General features: G+C 67.6%; 17 protein-coding genes. 5 read left to right on the top strand and 12 right to left on the bottom strand.

Annotated elements, in window-relative coordinates:
* Positions 1–61: 61 nt before the first annotated feature.
* From BLU29_RS03405 to BLU29_RS03385, 5 genes are all read right to left on the bottom strand, one after another.
* Positions 62–1,669, bottom strand: coding sequence for a hypothetical protein (locus BLU29_RS03405; protein WP_091055170.1), 1,608 nt, complete (start codon positions 1,667–1,669; stop codon positions 62–64).
* A gap of 855 nt (positions 1,670–2,524) precedes the next feature.
* The gene (locus BLU29_RS03400; RefSeq protein ID WP_091055169.1) at positions 2,525–3,622 is read right to left on the bottom strand and encodes a glycosyl hydrolase 53 family protein; all 1,098 of its coding nucleotides are present in this window, start codon (positions 3,620–3,622) and stop codon (positions 2,525–2,527) included.
* Positions 3,623–3,724: 102 nt separating this feature from the next.
* Positions 3,725–4,603: a DUF1684 domain-containing protein gene (locus BLU29_RS03395; RefSeq protein ID WP_091055168.1), complete on the bottom strand. Its 879-nt coding sequence runs from the start codon at positions 4,601–4,603 to the stop codon at positions 3,725–3,727.
* A 120-nt stretch (positions 4,604–4,723) separates the two neighbouring features.
* Positions 4,724–5,017, bottom strand: coding sequence for a DUF1059 domain-containing protein (locus tag BLU29_RS03390; RefSeq protein ID WP_091055167.1), 294 nt, complete (start codon positions 5,015–5,017; stop codon positions 4,724–4,726).
* Positions 5,018–5,262: 245 nt separating this feature from the next.
* Positions 5,263–6,258, bottom strand: coding sequence for a L,D-transpeptidase (locus tag BLU29_RS03385; protein ID WP_091055166.1), 996 nt, complete (start codon positions 6,256–6,258; stop codon positions 5,263–5,265).
* A gap of 154 nt (positions 6,259–6,412) precedes the next feature.
* Between BLU29_RS03385 and BLU29_RS03380 the strand changes: the two genes are divergently transcribed.
* Positions 6,413–6,940 carry a YMGG-like glycine zipper-containing protein gene (locus BLU29_RS03380; RefSeq protein WP_157693590.1) on the top strand — a complete coding sequence of 176 codons (528 nt, stop codon included), beginning with the start codon at positions 6,413–6,415 and terminating at the stop codon, positions 6,938–6,940.
* A 17-nt stretch (positions 6,941–6,957) separates the two neighbouring features.
* Here BLU29_RS03380 and BLU29_RS03375 read toward each other — a convergent pair whose 3' ends face one another.
* The 3 genes from BLU29_RS03375 to BLU29_RS17825 all read right to left on the bottom strand — a co-directional run bounded on the left by BLU29_RS03375 (position 6,958) and on the right by BLU29_RS17825 (position 10,276).
* Complete coding sequence (locus BLU29_RS03375; RefSeq protein ID WP_091055165.1) at positions 6,958–7,422, bottom strand: thioredoxin family protein; 465 nt, start codon at positions 7,420–7,422, stop codon at positions 6,958–6,960.
* Positions 7,423–7,554: 132 nt separating this feature from the next.
* A complete protein-coding gene (locus BLU29_RS03370; RefSeq protein WP_091055164.1) occupies positions 7,555–10,107 on the bottom strand; it encodes a DEAD/DEAH box helicase in 2,553 nt (850 codons plus the stop codon).
* Between the two features lie 4 nt (positions 10,108–10,111).
* Positions 10,112–10,276, bottom strand: coding sequence for a hypothetical protein (locus tag BLU29_RS17825; protein WP_157693589.1), 165 nt, complete (start codon positions 10,274–10,276; stop codon positions 10,112–10,114).
* A gap of 125 nt (positions 10,277–10,401) precedes the next feature.
* On the opposite strand from BLU29_RS17825, the gene BLU29_RS03365 reads away from it, so the two are divergent.
* Genes BLU29_RS03365 through BLU29_RS03355 form a run of 4 tightly spaced genes read left to right on the top strand, consistent with a single transcriptional unit; the run spans position 10,402 to position 12,097 of the window.
* Positions 10,402–10,857, top strand: coding sequence for a ferritin-like domain-containing protein (locus tag BLU29_RS03365; protein WP_091055163.1), 456 nt, complete (start codon positions 10,402–10,404; stop codon positions 10,855–10,857).
* A gap of 21 nt (positions 10,858–10,878) precedes the next feature.
* Positions 10,879–11,031: a hypothetical protein gene (locus BLU29_RS17820; protein WP_157693588.1), complete on the top strand. Its 153-nt coding sequence runs from the start codon at positions 10,879–10,881 to the stop codon at positions 11,029–11,031.
* Positions 11,032–11,086: 55 nt separating this feature from the next.
* A complete protein-coding gene (locus tag BLU29_RS03360) occupies positions 11,087–11,611 on the top strand; it encodes a YchJ family metal-binding protein (RefSeq protein ID WP_091055162.1) in 525 nt (174 codons plus the stop codon).
* A 60-nt stretch (positions 11,612–11,671) separates the two neighbouring features.
* The gene (locus BLU29_RS03355) at positions 11,672–12,097 is read left to right on the top strand and encodes an OsmC family protein (RefSeq protein ID WP_091055161.1); all 426 of its coding nucleotides are present in this window, start codon (positions 11,672–11,674) and stop codon (positions 12,095–12,097) included.
* Positions 12,098–12,716: 619 nt separating this feature from the next.
* On the opposite strand, the gene BLU29_RS03350 is transcribed toward BLU29_RS03355, so the two are convergent.
* The 4 genes from BLU29_RS03350 to BLU29_RS03335 are packed head-to-tail and all read right to left on the bottom strand — an operon-like array spanning position 12,717 to position 15,439.
* Positions 12,717–12,983: a YkgJ family cysteine cluster protein gene (locus BLU29_RS03350; protein WP_091055160.1), complete on the bottom strand. Its 267-nt coding sequence runs from the start codon at positions 12,981–12,983 to the stop codon at positions 12,717–12,719.
* 32 nt (positions 12,984–13,015) lie between these two features.
* Positions 13,016–13,762, bottom strand: a complete 747-nt coding sequence (yihA, locus tag BLU29_RS03345) for a ribosome biogenesis GTP-binding protein YihA/YsxC (protein WP_255401288.1) — start codon at positions 13,760–13,762, stop codon at positions 13,016–13,018.
* A 50-nt stretch (positions 13,763–13,812) separates the two neighbouring features.
* Positions 13,813–14,802: an LLM class flavin-dependent oxidoreductase gene (locus BLU29_RS03340; RefSeq protein WP_091055158.1), complete on the bottom strand. Its 990-nt coding sequence runs from the start codon at positions 14,800–14,802 to the stop codon at positions 13,813–13,815.
* A 55-nt stretch (positions 14,803–14,857) separates the two neighbouring features.
* Positions 14,858–15,439, bottom strand: a complete 582-nt coding sequence (locus BLU29_RS03335; protein ID WP_157693587.1) for a DUF4339 domain-containing protein — start codon at positions 15,437–15,439, stop codon at positions 14,858–14,860.
* Between the last annotated feature and the right edge of the window lie 141 nt (positions 15,440–15,580).

The following is a 15,580-nucleotide window of genomic DNA, read 5'->3' as shown; positions in this document are numbered from 1 at the left end:
GTTTACAAGCGATGGCGTATGCCCCGAATCGCCTGCAAGCAGGCTCCTACAGGAAACGACGTCAGTCGTGCCCCAACCGGTCGCGGCGTTGCGCGAGGAACAGGCTGCCCGGCTCGACGCGGGTACCGGTGCTCTCCCACCAGCCGTCCGGCCGCTCGAAGGCGCCCTTGGTGCGCTGGCCCGTGAAACCGATGGCGAAGTTCTGCGCGGTGGGCGGCTGCTGGCAGACCAGTTCGCCCTGCGAGTTCCAGACGACGTAATTGGCGCCGGCCCAGCCATGGCCCGAGCCCATCCACTGCCGGTCCTGGATGGCCAGGTGGGCGTCGACGTTGTCGTAAAGCCCGCCGACGGACCAGCGGTGGTGCGGCTCGCTGGTGGCGTAGTCGTGCTCGGAGCGGCAGTCGAAAAACACGTTCGGGCCGGCCACCCGCGCGCCGAACACAAAGGCGTGCCGCGCCTCCGACGAGAAGCAGCGCTGCACCAGCACCAGCTGGCCGAGCACGCAGTAGGGATAACGCCGGCCGCCCGTGATGACCGACACGGGCGCCAACGCGCGGCAGTCCTGCACGGTGATCCACTTGGCCGTGTCGTTGACGTAGGCCGGGCCGTGGTAGAAATGCAGCGTGGTGAGGTTGCGCGCCCAGGCATTCTTCACGTGGTTGAACTGCACGAGGTAGGTGGCGTGGTCCTCATCGACGAAGACGGTCTCGCCCTGGTATCGGGCGGTCTTCTTCGCGTCGTAGATGGAGATGCCGCGCAGCGACTCGACGCCGCAGTGCTCGATCCGGTCCGGGCCCATGCAACGCCCCAGCGCGCCGCCGCCCCATTGTTGATCGATCGCGCAGGCGATCGGTGCGTCGACCGTGACGCGGTGGCCGTCGATCGCAGTGATGACCCGGTCGAACTTCAGGTCGAAGGGCGTCCATTGCTTGGTGGAATGCGGATCGCTGGCGCGCGGTTGGATGCGGTCCATGCCGATGGTGTGGATCCACGCGGCGTTGCCCCGGCGCGTGACGAACACCGTCTGGCCGACCGCGTAGCCGGCGGCATCGGCGACGTTCAGGTTCGTGGCGCCGACCGGCACGTAGTCGTCCGTGATCTCCACGCGGCTCCTGGCGTCCTCCTTCGGGCTTTCCGCGCCGCCGACGAGCACGAGCGGCCCGGCCTTCCGGAAGGCGGCCGTGAGGACCGTGCCAGCCTCGCCGTCGCCTTCGCCGCGCAGCACGACGCCACTGGCGCGAAGGTGCAGCGGGGCATTGCAGGTGTAGGTGCCGCGCTGGAGCAGCACGGCGCCCCGCAGGCCGTCCGCACCGGGGGGCAGGGCGGCCACGCGGTCGAGCGCGTCCTGGATCCGCGGGCTGTCGTCGCCTTCGCCGGCCTTCGGCGAGAGGGTTTCCCGAACGACCGCGTCGGGAATCGCCCGGTCACCGCCGGCGTAGCCGCAATGGGAGAAATCCGGGAGCGTGTCGCCGCGCGAGGTGTAGGGCTGGTAGCGCAGCCGTCCGTCCGTCCCGACGCCGACCAGCCCGGTGCGGCCCGGGGTTTTGCCGGGCGCGGGTTCGCCCTCCTTCGCCAAGACCTTGGAGGGTGAGCCGGGCTCAGCGGCGCGCAGCACCGGGACAAGGACGGCCAAGGCAAACAGCCAGCGGGGGGTGGGGGTGAGGGGCATGCCGGCAAACTGTCGGCTCCCCGCTGCGCGGCAAGAGGGGTTGATGCTTTATTTGATAACCAGCTTGGTCAGCACGACGCCCGCCCCGGCGCCGTAGAGCCAGCAGCGCGGGGAAGCAGAACAGAAGGCAGCGGAGGGGTTACATGGGGTGAAGGGAAGCGGCCCAACCAGGCGGTAGTGGGTCAGTTTGATGTAGGTCGGGCTTTATACCAAACACCCAAAGCTCTTGCACGAAGGCCGCAAAGAACGCAGAGATATTTCCCCTCGCAGGATCTGCTTCGCGGTCTTGGCGACCTTGGTGTAGAGTGTAATAGGGAGTGTTTTCAAAGCCCGGAAGGGGGGACCACTAAAAGGATTCCGCCAACGGCGGAATCTCCTTTCACTGCTCCGGCTGATCGCCTCCGCCGCCAGGTTCAGGGGGCGGCTGATCGCCGCCCTCTCTGCCCGCGATTAGCGGGCCCCCCGAAACCCACCGCGCAGGCGATCAGCCGGAGCGGTTTCGGTGGATTTCAGCATGGGTGAAATCCTATTATTGAGCATTACCTAAAGATGAGACGCGAGGCCAGGTAGGGCGAATCCTCCGGATGAGCCGTGGCACGGAGCGGCTCGTCGGGACGACTCGCCCTACCCGCTAGCTGATCGATGTAACTTCAATAGGTAATCCTCATTAGTGGTCCTTTTCGGAGGTTTGAAGACACCCCCGAGCTTGAGGCGATTGGTAATAGGCCCGACATGCCACGCAACCTGTCGGGGATAAACCCCGACCTACCACAGCGAAGAAACCAAACCGACCCACTACCAACCGGGCAGAAACGAGGACCGGGGCAAGGTCGGGCGGCCCGGACCGTCAAAATCTCAGGGCGCGGACTTCTTGGGTGGATGGCCGCGGGCGAATCTGTCGAAGACGGAGATCACCGGCAGCGCGTTGCCTTCCGCGTCGAACATGCCGCGGCTGTGGATCGGCGAGAGCGACACGGCCGGCTCCCACCAGAAGACCCCCTTGCCGAGGCCGTGCGGGGTGGCGAGGACGGCGCGGTTCACCTCATCGAGGAAGCCGCGCTGGCCCTCCGGGGTCTCGGGGAACGGGGCGCCGCCCGACTTGTATTCGGCCGGGCGCCAATTGTAGGCGGTCTCCACCACGATGATGTCTTTGCGGTAGGTCTCCGCCATGAAGGCGAGGTTCTCCCGCAGGTCGAGAATCGAGCCGTGCCACCACGGATAATAACTCTGGCCGATGACATCGAAGTCGACCCCCCGCGCGAGGCATTGGTCGAAAAACGCCTGCGTGCCGGCCCGGTCGCCGCCGCGATCGATGTGAATCATGATGCGCGGCCGCGGGGCATCGCCGCGCCCGGCGTCGACACCGGCGATGGCGGATTTCAGGAGCGCGGCGAGGTGGTCCCACTGCGCGGGCAGGCGGCCGTCGGGCCACAGCATGCCGTTGATGATCTCGTTGCCCGGCTGGACCATGTCGGGCATGACGCCCGCCTCGCGGAAGGCCCGGATCGTATCGCGGGTGTAGTCGTGGATCAGGTTCACCAGTTCCGCATGCGACTTGCCCGTCCAGGCGGCGGGCAGGAACTGCTTGGCGGGGTCCGCCCACGTGTCCGAGTAGTGGAAATCGAGCAGGAATTTGAAACCGAGCTGTTTCGCCTCGCGCGCGAGGGCCAGGGTGTAGGCGAGGTCGTTCGGCAGCTCGTCAGGCGTGGGGAAGATCCGCAGCCGGATCCAGTTGTAACCGTGGTCGCGGAAGATTTGCAGACCGGGCCGGGCCGCGCCCTGGTCCTTGAACACTGTGCCGCGGGCCTCGGCCTGACGAAGGAACGACAGGTCGGCGCCGATGGCGTAGGCCAGCACCGGCCGCGGGGCGGGCGGCACGGCGCGGTCCGTTGCGCAGCCGGCCAGGCCGAGCAGGATCGGCAGGACCAGCGCGGCTGCGGGGAAGGATTTCATCAGGGAAGGGGCTTGAGGCCCCCGGCGCGCACGGCCCGCTGGCCGTTGTCCGGCAGGCCGGGGTGCGCGCGCGGGGCACCGTTCCGGCCGGCGATCAGCGTATCAGTGGTTTCCACGGTATTTCTTTTCCCCGGCGGTGACGCGGAACGGCAGGCGGTTTTCCTTCGGCGGGAGCGGGCAGGTGGCGAAGGCGGTGAAGGCGCACGGCGGATTCTGCATCCGGTTGAAATCAAGGACGACCTTCGTCTCGCCGGCCTTTGGCTTGGGCGCGTAGAGGAAACGCGAAGCCTCGTAGGTGTCCTCGCCGGCGGTGAGGTCGGTGAGCACGAAGAACAGGTCGTCGCCGCCCTCGTCGATCGGCAGCAGCTCGACGGTGTGGCCCTGGTGGGTGAACACGGCCCGGCCCGGCACGGGCGCGGGCTCGGTCACGCCGATCAGGTTGGTGATGTTGACCTGCCTGACCGGGTTGAACGGCACCCATGCGGCCTCGATGCGCCACGCCGGATCGATGGGGAAATAATCGAGGCCGGCGAAGTGCGCGCGGCCGGCGGCCGCGCTGTCGCGCACGCGCAGGTAGAGGCCCTCGCCGCGGCGCATGACATAGAAGCTCGCCGTGCCGAACGTGACCTTGGTGGGCTTCTCGCTTTCGACCACCAGTTCGGCCGGGTGGTGCGTGGGCACGCCGTCCACCTCCAGCAACGCGCTCGGGTTGGGTTGGAGGGTGATCTTGCGGTCGGCGGCGAGCGTGACGGTGGCGAGGTAGGGAGGGCCGGACGCGAGCTTGATGGAATTGTCCGGCGCGGTGCCCACGGTGTTCGTCCCCGGGGCGAGCAGATGCCGGCCGATGAGAGTCAGCCAGCCGTCCGGCGTGGTCAGGCGGGCGACGCGCGCGGCGCGCCAATCCTCGATGGACCTGGTGTAATCGTCCGCGAAGGCGCGGACCGTGAGCAGGGCGGCGAGGAGCAGGAAGCGCGGCGACATGGCGGCAACAAGACACAAAAATTCCCAAAAGAAAACCCCCGTTCGCGGGTCGCCGGCCCCGGCCATAAAAAACCCCGCCGGGAGGGCGGGGTTCGCAAAACAAGGGCGGAGGAAGGAGGCTCAGCTCTTTTTGGCTTCCTTCACCTTGATCATGCCTTCGACGTCCTTGTCGGACATGTCCATCTTGTGATGGCTCTTGGCATGCGCCTTGATGGCCGCGATGAGCTCGGCCTTGTCGTGGCTCTTGACGGTGAACTCGCACGGCGACGGGCAGGAAACGGAATACATGGGCTCGGTCGAGGCGGCGGGCTTGTCGTCACTCTTGGCCTTTTCGTCGGCACGACCGGTGAGGGGGGCGGACAGGGCCAGCGCCAGCGTGCACGCCAGCGCGATCAGGGACTGATGCTTTTTCATACTGATCTCCTTTGGGTTGTGGGGAAGCGGCGCAAACGGGCCGCACGGGGTGAACTTCGATTGATACCCCGTGGCGCCGGGCGTGTCAATGGGGTCGCGCCAAGGGTAGTGTCCTGATTTGACATTGTAGGGCGGGATCACCGCATCCCGCCTTCTGCGCTCCACCGGAGGCGGGATGCGGTGATCCCGCCCTACAACAAAACGCAATCCGTATTCCGAATCAGGACACCACCGCGCCGGGCGGTTCAGGGCTCGACCACAACGGGCAGCCCGATGTGCACGAGGGCCAGCAGGGCGACGGCGTCCCAGTTGGCCAGGCGGAAGCAGCCATGCGACTCGGTCCGGCCGACCTTTTCGGGCTCGGGCGTGCCGTGCATGCCGTAACCGGTGCGGTCCAGGCCGATCCAGGCGAGGCCCACGGGATTGTTCGGGCCGGGCGGGATGATGAGCTTGCGGCCCAGTTCCTTCGCCTCGGGCGACTCGCTGAACACCTCGGGATCCCACGTGTAATCGGGGTTGGGCGCCACGACGATCACATGCAGCTCGCCGACGGGGCGCTTGTCGACGTTGCGCGCGATGCTCACCGGGCAGTGCAGAACAATCTGCCCTTCCTCCGTGGTGGCCTCGAGCACATGATCGGCGAGGCGGATATGGATACGTGCCACCTTGAGCGGGCTGGTGAACGGCGCGACCGCCGGCACCTTGACCGTGGCGCCGGGCAGGATGTCATCCCAGTTGAAATCCGGGTTCAGCGCGCGGAGGAACTTCGGGTTGGCGTGGTATTGTTCGCCGATCAATTCCAAGGCCGTGGCGTAGTAGAGCTCCGGGCGCTGCGATTTGCCGAGCCAGGTGTCGGGCACGGGCTCGAGGCGGGCGAGCTCCTCCGCGGTGAAGGTGTGGGTGGTATAGACGGGGGCGGTGAGGAGCAGGAGGGTCAGGGTCGCCTTGTCGAGCTCGCCGGTCTCGCTCAGACCCTCGTTGCGTTGGAAGGCCTTCAGCGCCTCGGCGGTCTGCGCCCCGCGCAGGCCGTCGATCGAGCCGCAGGAGAATCCCCGGCGGTGCAGCTCCACCTGGGCCTCGATCCAGTTGGCGACGGGCGGGCCGGCCGGGGCCGCTTCCGCCGGCGCGGCGGCGGGCTGCGCGGGAGTGTCCTCGGGCCGGACAGGGCCGGCCGGGGTGGTCTGCGCGGCCAGCGTCAGGCCGAGGCAGAAACCGGCGGGGAGCAGCAGACGGCGCATCATGGCCCCCAAGATGCGGCCCTGCGGAGAAATGAAAACGCGGAAATGCGGCCCGGGGCAGGAGGGGGATGGGCGGGGACCCTGCTTTTCCGGAAAAAAGCATTCCAGGGGTGGGGTTGACGGAACCTGAGGCGGTCGGTTAGCGTCATAGCCATTGATGAATACCAAGACACCCATTCTTCTGGCCGCCCTGGCGGCTTCCACCCTGTTCAGCGGTTGCGTCGACACGGGACCGAACACGCAGCGCGGCGCCGTCGGCGGCGCGGCCTTGGGCGCGGTCCTCGGCGCGATCATCGGCAATAATTCCGGGCACGGCAACGGTGCCCAAGGCGCGGCCATCGGTGCGGTGGCGGGCGCCATCGCCGGCGGCACGCTGGGCAATGCCAACGACCACGAGCAGGGCACCATTTACCGCTCCGAGCGGGAGGCCACCACCAACGTCGTGGTCTCGGAACCGCCGCCCCCGCCGCCGCCCCCGACCGTGCGCGAGGAGGTTGTCTATGAGCGGCCGTATGAGGAGGCGGTGTGGATCAGGGGCTACTGGAGCTATGCCGGCGGTGGACGCTATGTCTGGGTCGAGGGCCATTGGGTGCGTCCGCCGGAGCGGGCCCGCACCTACGTCGCCCCGCATTGGCGGCGCGATCGCGGCAGTTACGTCTACGTGGAAGGTTACTGGCGCGGCTGACACGGCGCGCCGGCCGCTCACTTCAGCTGCTCGATCATCCGGTTCACCATGTCGCGGCCCTTGGCGTCGCGACTGGTCGGCCGGCCGTCGGGCCCGATGACCAGCTTGTCCTCGGCGATGAGCGTGCCGTCCGGGCCGTAGACCTTGAAGTGGGGGATGCTATGCAGGCCGAACTCCTGCGCGACCGGTGACTGCCAGTCAATCCGGGTGGCCTCGGGCCGGTTGATGTCCACCTTCACGACCGCGACGTCCTCGCGCTGCCGGTGCAGCTGGGCCAGGGGCTCGTTGTAAGCCTGGCAGGGGCCGCAATACTTGCTGGTGAAGTCGAAGATGGTCGTCTTGCCGGGCACGACATAGTCGGCGAGGTTGACCGTCTGGCCCTGCGAGATGTGGGCGGGCTCGGCCCCCTTGGCGTGGGTGTCGGCGGCGACAGCGGCGGAGGCAAAAGCCAGGGAGCAGAGGGTGGCGAGGAGGGATTTCATGGCGGGGAGAGGTAAGAACCAAACGCAGCCCAGGATATTCCATTAGGCAAATCCCGTTTTTGTAGGAGGGGCTTTATGCCCCGATGGATGGCGGTCCCGTGGCCATCGGGGCATAAAGCCCCTCCTCCAGCTTTATTTCAGCAGGGCGCGGAGGTCGGCGAGGCTGAGCTTCGCGGCGGCCGCGTCGCTGGCGTCGAACACGCCGGCCAGCAGCGCGCGCTTCCCGTCCTGCAGCGCCATGACCTTCTCCTCGACCGTGCCGGCGCAAATGAGCCGGTAGCTGGTGACGACCTTGGTCTGGCCGATGCGGTGCGTGCGGTCGGTGGCCTGCGCCTCGACGGCGGGATTCCACCACGGATCGTAGTGCACGACGGTGTCCGCCCCGGTGAGGTTGAGGCCGGTGCCGCCGGCCTTGAGCGAGATGAGGAAGACCGGGACGGTCTCGTCGTCCTGGAACTTGTCCACCGCGGTCTGGCGGGCCCGGGTGGTCATCGAGCCGTCGAGGTAGCAATAGGCGACGCCCTCGGCCTCGAGTTCCTCGCGCAGCAGCGCCAGCAGCGAGGTGAACTGCGAGAAGACGAGCATGCGGTGGCCCTCGTCGACGGACTCGGCCAGCAATTCCCGGAAGGCCTCGAGCTTGGCGGAATTCCGGTAGGGCGCGGACTCCGTCTTGTCCGTCGTAGCCTTGGCGAAGTCGGATCCGCGCCTCGGCGGGGCAGGGACTCCCCGCCCGACCTGTTCCACCAGCCGCGGGTCGCAGCAGATCTGGCGCAGGCGCAGCAGCTGGGTGAGCGTGGCGAGATGGAGCCGGCCCTCCGAGGCACCCTGGGCGGCGAGGTCGAAGAGTTCGCGCTCGGTGGCCTCCTGCATGTGCTGGTAGAGGGCGGCCTGGGCGGCGGTCGGCTCGCACCAGATGACCTGCTCGATCTTGGGCGGCAGCTCGGGGGCGACGATGGCCTTGGTGCGGCGGAGGATGTAGGGCGCGGTCTGGACGCGCAGCCGCTCGTCGTGGAAGGCGCGCTCCTCGCGCTTCATGCCGGGCGGGAGTTTGGGCAGGAAGCCGGGCATCAGGAACTCGAAGAGCGAACGCAGGTCGTCGAGCGAGTTCTCCAGCGGCGTGCCGGTAAGCAGGAAGCGGCTGCGGCCGTGCAGCACGCGCAGCGCCTGCGCGGCCTGGGTGCGGCGGTTCTTCAGGTGCTGCGCCTCGTCGGCGAGAATGACGTCGAAGGGCACGCCCGCGAAGAGCTCCGTGTCGCGCGCCAGCGTGCCGTAGGAGGTGAGCACGAGGTCGTAACCGGCGAACTCTCCGGCCGCCAGCCGGGCGCCGCCGTGATGGACGAAGACGCGCAGCGCCGGCGCGAAGCGCGCGGCCTCGCGCCGCCAGTTCTCCACGAGCGAGGCCGGCACGACGACGAGGTGCGGGGGGTAGGGCGCGGACTCCGCTCCGCGCTTCGGCGGCGAAGGGACTCGCCGCCCTACCACGGCGGCGAGGAGCGCGAGGGCCTGCGGCGTTTTGCCGAGGCCCATCTCGTCGGCGAGGATGCCGCCGAGTTCCTGGCCGTGCAGGTGCCAGAGCCACGCGACGCCGAGCTGCTGGTAGGGACGCAGCACGGCGGTGAAGCTGGCCGGCACCGGGGCGGGCGGCAGCACGGAAAGATTCTTCAACGCGGCGCTGCGCCGGTGCCAGGTTTCGGGCGCCGAGAAATGCGGCGCGATGCTCTCCAGCAGGTCGGTCACCTCGGCGGCGCGGGCCTTGGCGATGCGGTGCCGGCCCTGGGCACTGGCGGCGGACACCTCGCCGGCGAGCGCGCGCTGCGCGGCCTCCAACCCGGTGAGCTTGGCGGCGTCGATCAGGTAGATGGCGCCGTCGGCCTCGATATAGCCGCGGCCGGTCGCGACGGCCGAACGGATTTGCGCATCGGGGGCGCTGCCGGCCTTGAGGCCGAGCGTGACGTCGTAGCCGTCGGCCTCCTCGCCGATCTGCGCGGCGATCTCGGCGGCCTTGAGATGCGCCGTGTTTTTTTCGAAATTGGCGGTGAATTCGGCGTGCAGGTTGTCGCGCAGCAGCGCGCCGTGCGTGGCGAGGAGGTTGAGAACCTTGTGGCGGTCGCGCAGCCACCACTTGCGGGTGAGCGGGTCGAGGACGAAGCGGTGGGTGCGGAGGAACTCGAGGGCGGCATCGTAGACCATCGACTCGCGCGAGGGCAGGGTGATGGCGAGGAAATGCTCCGAGCCGTCCACGGTGAGCGGCGTGAGATCGTCGTCCTCGGGCTCGGGTTTCTTCTTCGGCTTCGGCTTGGCCACCGGGGCCGGCGGGGGCGCGACCGGTTCGGTCAAGTGCTCGCTCACGCCGGGCAGCGCGAGGCCGTTCCAGGCCAGCGGCAGGGTGGGCCGGTCGGCGCGGAAGAAGACGCGCTCGCCGGTGAGGGCGTGGACGAGCTCGCGCAGCTGGGCGCGCTTGAGCTGGATCAGCGACACCGGCTGCGCGGACACGCCGAGGCGCTGCAGGATGGCGAGGGCGGGGGCGAGGTTTTCAGGCAGCACCGTTCCGGCCGGCGGGCCGGCCGGGGTCTGTCCGGGCCGGTCGCCCGGCCAAGCGGCCGACAGGTCCAGCTCCACGCGCACGGCGATGGCGTCGCGCGGAGCGGCGGTGGCGAGGTTGGGTGGCAGCAGGAGACGGAGCATCGGATCAACGGGAGGTGAGATGCCAGAATCCGCAGAGCGGGCACTGGTAGGCGGTGCGCGAGCCGGCCACGCCGGCGACCAAGGCGGCGTCGAGGGCGTCGCCCTGCGTGCGGTAGCGCCGCTTGCGGGTGCAGCGGTGTTTGCGCTCATCGGCCGTGGGTTTCTTCATGGGGAGGTGTCATTTACCACCGGGCGCGGGCCGGGAGTCAATCACCCGGCCGGTGGAAATGTCGCAACCACCCGGAGCGTTCCGCTGTCAGGCATGGTGGCGCCGATCACGGCCGCCGCCCCCGCATGAAAAAAACCGCCAAAATCACCCGCAAGGAGATGGTCAAGCTGCTCAACGAGGATCTCGCCCGGGAATTCCAGGCGGTCATCGCCTATGTCGTCTACAGCCAGACGATGAAGGGCGCCAAGTTCCAGGCCATCGCCGGCGAGCTCAAGAAACACGCCGGCGAAGAACTGAACCACGCGTTGCTGATCGCCAAGCAGATTGATTATTTCAACGGCACACCCGTCACCGTGCCGAAGCCGGTGAAGATGTCCGCCAAGGCCGGGGCCATGTTGCGCTTCGACCTGCAGAACGAGGCCGATACGATCAAGGCCTACCGCACGCGGGTCCGGCAGGCGGAGGCGATGGGTGAATACGGCCTGAGCGAGGTCCTGCGGCAGATCATCGCGCAGGAGCAGGAGCACCTGACGGACCTGGCGGACGCCCTCGGCATCGACAACCCGAAGATCGGCGAGTAACCGGCGCGCGCCAACCACCCCATGGGCTTCGATCAAAACCAACCGGGGCCGGTCGTCGATGTGCACAAACGTACGACCAAGGTGAACCTCTGGATGGTCGGCGCGGTGCTACTGTTTCTGGTCGCCGGGGTCATCCTGATCTGGGTGGTCAAGACGCAGGCGCCCGGCCCGTAGCCTGAGCCGAGCTTTGCCCTCGCCATCGCGCGCGGCCTCCCTGTAGGTCTGGAGGATGTCTTCCGAGCCGACCAAGGACCACAAACCGCCACGCGGGCAGCCCTGCCCCTGCGGCAGCGGGCAGCCGTTCGAGCTGTGCTGCGAGCCGTTCCATGCCGGCCGGAAGCAACCGGCGACGGCGGAGCAGCTGATGCGGGCGCGTTTCACGGCCCACGTGGCGCACAACTTCAAGTTCCTCCACGACACGCACGGGCCGACCGCGGGCAAGCCGTATGTCGCCGAGGAAGGCGAGCCGGCGGTGACGTGGACGCGGCTCGAGGTGCACGGCCATGAGGTGGCGGCCGACAATCCCGACAAGGCCCATGTGGATTTCTCCGCCTACGGCCTGGAGGACGGCGTCGAGAAGGTCTTGCACGAGAAGGCGGAGTTTTTGCGTCGCAACGGCACGTGGCTCTACACCCGCGAGGCGCGGATCGGGCCGGCGCCCTACAAGTCCGCGGCGCCGAAGGTCGGTCGCAACGAGCCTTGCCCGTGCGGCAGCGGGAAGAAATACAAGCAGTGCTGCCTGCTGAAGGCGTGACGCCGTTTTGACGACGGGGCAGTTGCGTTGCGGATGGGAATGGTTTCCCTGTCTGCACTTATGAAACGCACCGCATCCGCTGTCTGGCAGGGTTCACTCAAGTCCGGCAAGGGCGCGCTCACCGCTCCCGGTGGCGCTTTGAAGAATACGGAATACTCGTTCGGCTCGCGCTTCGAGTCGGGCGCCGGCACCAATCCCGAGGAGCTGATCGCCGCGGCGCACGCGGGCTGCTTCGCGATGGCGCTCTCCGCCATGCTCGGCGAGGCGGGCCTCACGCCCGACCGGCTTGATGTCACCGCCGAGGTCAGCCTGGACAATGTCCCGCCCGCCGGCTGGACCGTCACGGCCTCGCACCTCGTGCTGAAGGCGAAGATCCCCGGGATCGACGCGGGCAAGTTCGAGGAGATCACCGCGAAGGCCAAGGCCGGCTGCCCCATCTCGCGGCTGCTCAACGCGAAGGTCACGCTCACGGCGACGCTGGCCTGAGTCGGCCGGCTAACACTAATCCGTCAGGTTCCGACCCACCCGGCGCTCCGCGCCATCAGCCGTCGCCGGGCCCATGGCCGACAGGCCTCTCTCCGGAGGGGATGATCGCCGGCGTCGGTTTGGGTCCCCTTGGAGAGGGGTGCCCGTCAGGGCGGGGTGTGTCGCTCGCGGCAGCGCACTCCACCTTGCCCTGGGTCGCTGGCGGATGGAGTGAACTTCAACTGCCTGAGTCCTCCTGGGCCATTCCGGTGCGTGGAGAGCTTTTTTGTAAAAAATAATTCGTTAACCCTTATTAATCAACGGCAAGAAATTTACCAATCTGCCGCTTGTCAGACGGCGAAATCGACTCATCCTCTGGGGTGACGGTAGGCGCTGGGTGCCTTCCCGTCGTTCAGTGAAAACGCCCTGACCTGCTGGGTGGGAAAGGGCCCAGACCGCCGCTGCAAGCGGCAAGGAGGACGATAAAGTCATGATGACCGCAATCGCCATCTCGGTCTCCTGGCTGTCGGTCGCGATGATTTACATCATCGCGGGCAACGACCGCCGTGAGCGCCGATTCTAAAGAAAACCATGCCGCCCCGGGAAATTTTCCCGGGGCGGCTTTTCTTTTGGTCGGATTTCAGGCCGCACCGAGGATCTGCCGGCAGAGATTGCTGCCGCGCTGGAAGTCGCGGCAGGTCTGCGGGCGGTCTGCATAGATGGTGCAGAGGCGCGTGGCTGGATCGAGGGCCACGCAGGCGCCGTCGCCATGCTGGTCCATGCAGCGCACGCCGGCATGTTCGACTACAAATTCCTCCGGCACCACATCGCCGGCGCGCAATTCCACCACGAGGTGGCAGCAACGGCCGCAGCCGGCGCACGGCGGGAGGTCTGGGTGGTCGTGCAACGGAGGACGGAGGACGGAAGACAGAGGACCGATTACTCGTCCAAGTCGTCGCCGAGCATGTCGTCACCGACCGGCGTCGAGCGCCGTTGCTGGCTGCTGCCAGCCCGGTGTTTGTCCTGGCCGTCGCCAGGCAAAGGCGCCGCGTGCGGGTGGTTCATCATCGGCGCGACGGCGAACGCCTTGGGGGCGTTGTGCGCCGGCAGGGCCTGCGCGATGAAGGCCAGGATCTCGGCGCGGCCGCTCTTCGTCGTCGACGAACTGGCGAAGACCGGCGGCTGGGCGTCGGTGGACTTCGCCATGGCGGTGCGGAACTGCGCGATGGTGTTGCGGGAGTGCTGGGCGGCCTGCTTGTCGATCTTGGTAAAGATGAGCGCGAAGGGCAGGGCGTGGGTGCCCATCCAGTGGACAAACTTGAGGTCCATCTCCTGCGGCTCGTGGCGCGAGTCGATGAGCACGAAGGTGCGGCGCAGGGTCGGCCGGTGACCGAGGTAGTCGCGCACGGCGGTGTTGAACAGCTGGCGGTCGGTCTTCGCCACGTGGGCGTAGCCGTAGCCGGGCAGGTCGACGAGGCTCCACGTGCCGTTGATCGTGAAGAAATTGATCAGCTTCGTCTTGCCCGGCAGGTCGGAGACCTTCGCGAGGTCCTTTTTCTCCGTCAGCAGGTTGATGAGGGAGGACTTGCCGACGTTGGAGCGGCCGATGAAGGCAAACTCCGGCAGCACGGGATGCGGGCACGTGGCCAGGTCGGGCGAGCTGACGGCAAAGAGGGCGGACTTGATTTTCAGGCAACCAGCAGGGACCCACTTCGCCGCACTAGCGAACCTTAGTTTCAGAGGCTGTCCCGCACCTGCGCGACCAGCTCGAAGGAACGCAGGCGGGCGGTGTGGTCGTGGATCGCCGCCGTCACCATGAGTTCGTCCACTCCCGTCCGTTGCAGGAACGATTCCAGGCCGCGTTTCACCGTGGCGGGAGAGCCGACCACGGCCTCGCGGAAGGCGTGTTCGACGCCAGCCCGCTCCGTTGGCGTCCAGCGGCCGTCCATGCGGTCCACCGGCGGCGGCAGCAGGCCGGGCGTGCCGCGCCGGAGGAGCACGAAGCTCTGCTGCAGCGAGGTGAAAAGGCGCGTCGCGGCGGCGTCTGTGTCGGCTGCGACGACGCCGATCGCGGCCATGGCGTAGGGCTGGGCCAGCGTGGCGGAGGGCTGGAAGCCCTGGCGGTAGAGGGTGAGCGCCTGCTCGAGGTAATCCGGGGCGAAGTGCGACGCGAAGGCGAAGGGCAGACCGAGCACCGCGGCGAGTTGCGCGCCGAACAGGCTGGAGCCGAGCAGCCAGATGGGCACGTCCAGCCCGGCGCCGGGCACGGCCTGCACGACCTGGCCGGGCACCGCCGGCTGAAAGTAGGACTGCAACTCCGTCACGTCGCGCGGGAAACTGTCGGACACGTCGCTGCCGCCGCGGCGCAGGGCGCGGGCCGTGGGCTGGTCGGTGCCGGGCGCGCGGCCGAGGCCGAGATCAATGCGGCCGGGGAAGAGCGCGGCCAGCGTGCCGAATTGCTCCGCGATGACCAGCGGCGCGTGGTTGGGCAGCATGATGCCGCCGGAGCCGACGCGGATGGTGGATGTGCCGGCCGCGACATGCGCGATGACGACGGCGGTCGCCGCGCTGGCGATGCCCGGCATGTTGTGATGCTCCGCCAGCCAGAAGCGGCGGTAGCCGAGCGCCTCGGCGTGCCGGGCCAGCTCGCGCGAGCGGTCGAGAGCGCCGGCGACCGTGCCGCCTTGGACAATGTTGGAGAGATCGAGGACCGAAAACGGAACCATGCGGGCACAGTGGCCAGAACCGCCCGAAAGGCCAGCGGCGCCCGGCGGGCAGGCGTCAGTATTTTCCCATCACGCCATACATCGACCAGATGAGGCCCCAGGTGAAGAGTCCCGAGCCGGCGATGGCGAAGACGAAGCTGATGGTGTTTTGCATGCAGAGGGCCGAGCCGAACAGGATGACATTCCCGCCGATCAGCATGATCCAGAAATCCCGGCTGCGCTTGGAAATCCTGAAACGGTCTTCCTTGACCAGATCCTGGCCGGAATCGCGCTCGGCCTGGCGGATTTCCTGGAGCAGGTCATTCACCTCGATCCGGCCATGGCTATCGGCCGTGTTCACTTTCTCGAATTTCACCTCGCCGAACGAGAACTCTTTGAGGTCGTGGCGGTCCGACTGGCCCGGGCGACCCCAGGCCCGCGGAGTGGTTTTTTCCGACAGCTTGGGGAAAAGCTGGCGGACGAAATCCGTGCGGCGGATCGGCTCCCACTGCTCCGTGCCCTCGGGGCAGACCAGCGTATCGGGGGTGATCTTTCCCAGGTAAACCAACGACTCAAGGCCCTCGAGGGTGTAGGGGCCGGCCACCTCTTCCTCCAGCCAGGCGAAATAACGGATGGTCGTGTCGTTGCTGAGCCTCATGCGTCCGGTGAGAGCTAGGAAAAAATCCGGGCCCGCAAGGCATGTCCAGCAGAATGACATTGGCGCGAACGGACCCGGCGTGCGTCGTGGGGCAGGCGATCCTTCCCGTTACACGGAAGGGATCGTGGTGTCTTGGCCGGA

Origin of the sequence: Opitutus sp. GAS368, from assembly GCF_900104925.1 — a bacterium.
Taxonomy (GTDB): Bacteria; Verrucomicrobiota; Verrucomicrobiia; order Opitutales; family Opitutaceae; genus Lacunisphaera.
The sequence above is the reverse complement of the archived record's forward strand: the minus strand, read 5'-3'. Positions and strand labels throughout refer to the sequence as shown.

Bases quoted from the DNA above. Each gene is read 5' to 3' on its own strand.
- BLU29_RS03385 (WP_091055166.1), bottom strand. From the start codon at position 6,258: ATGATGCGCCGTCTGCTGCTCCCCGCCGGTTTCTGCCTCGGCCTGACG.
- BLU29_RS03395 (WP_091055168.1), bottom strand. From the start codon at position 4,603: ATGTCGCCGCGCTTCCTGCTCCTCGCCGCCCTGCTCACGGTCCGCGCC.
- BLU29_RS17825 (WP_157693589.1), bottom strand. From the start codon at position 10,276: ATGAAGAAACCCACGGCCGATGAGCGCAAACACCGCTGCACCCGCAAG.
- BLU29_RS03405 (WP_091055170.1), bottom strand. From the start codon at position 1,669: ATGCCCCTCACCCCCACCCCCCGCTGGCTGTTTGCCTTGGCCGTCCTT.
- BLU29_RS03360 (WP_091055162.1), top strand. From the start codon at position 11,087: ATGTCTTCCGAGCCGACCAAGGACCACAAACCGCCACGCGGGCAGCCC.
- BLU29_RS03375 (WP_091055165.1), bottom strand. From the start codon at position 7,422: ATGAAATCCCTCCTCGCCACCCTCTGCTCCCTGGCTTTTGCCTCCGCC.
- BLU29_RS03390 (WP_091055167.1), bottom strand. From the start codon at position 5,017: ATGAAAAAGCATCAGTCCCTGATCGCGCTGGCGTGCACGCTGGCGCTG.
- BLU29_RS03380 (WP_157693590.1), top strand. From the start codon at position 6,413: ATGAATACCAAGACACCCATTCTTCTGGCCGCCCTGGCGGCTTCCACC.
- BLU29_RS03355 (WP_091055161.1), top strand. From the start codon at position 11,672: ATGAAACGCACCGCATCCGCTGTCTGGCAGGGTTCACTCAAGTCCGGC.
- BLU29_RS03370 (WP_091055164.1), bottom strand. From the start codon at position 10,107: ATGCTCCGTCTCCTGCTGCCACCCAACCTCGCCACCGCCGCTCCGCGC.
- BLU29_RS17820 (WP_157693588.1), top strand. From the start codon at position 10,879: ATGGGCTTCGATCAAAACCAACCGGGGCCGGTCGTCGATGTGCACAAA.
- BLU29_RS03400 (WP_091055169.1), bottom strand. From the start codon at position 3,622: ATGAAATCCTTCCCCGCAGCCGCGCTGGTCCTGCCGATCCTGCTCGGC.
- BLU29_RS03365 (WP_091055163.1), top strand. From the start codon at position 10,402: ATGAAAAAAACCGCCAAAATCACCCGCAAGGAGATGGTCAAGCTGCTC.
- BLU29_RS03340 (WP_091055158.1), bottom strand. From the start codon at position 14,802: ATGGTTCCGTTTTCGGTCCTCGATCTCTCCAACATTGTCCAAGGCGGC.
- BLU29_RS03335 (WP_157693587.1), bottom strand. From the start codon at position 15,439: ATGAGGCTCAGCAACGACACGACCATCCGTTATTTCGCCTGGCTGGAG.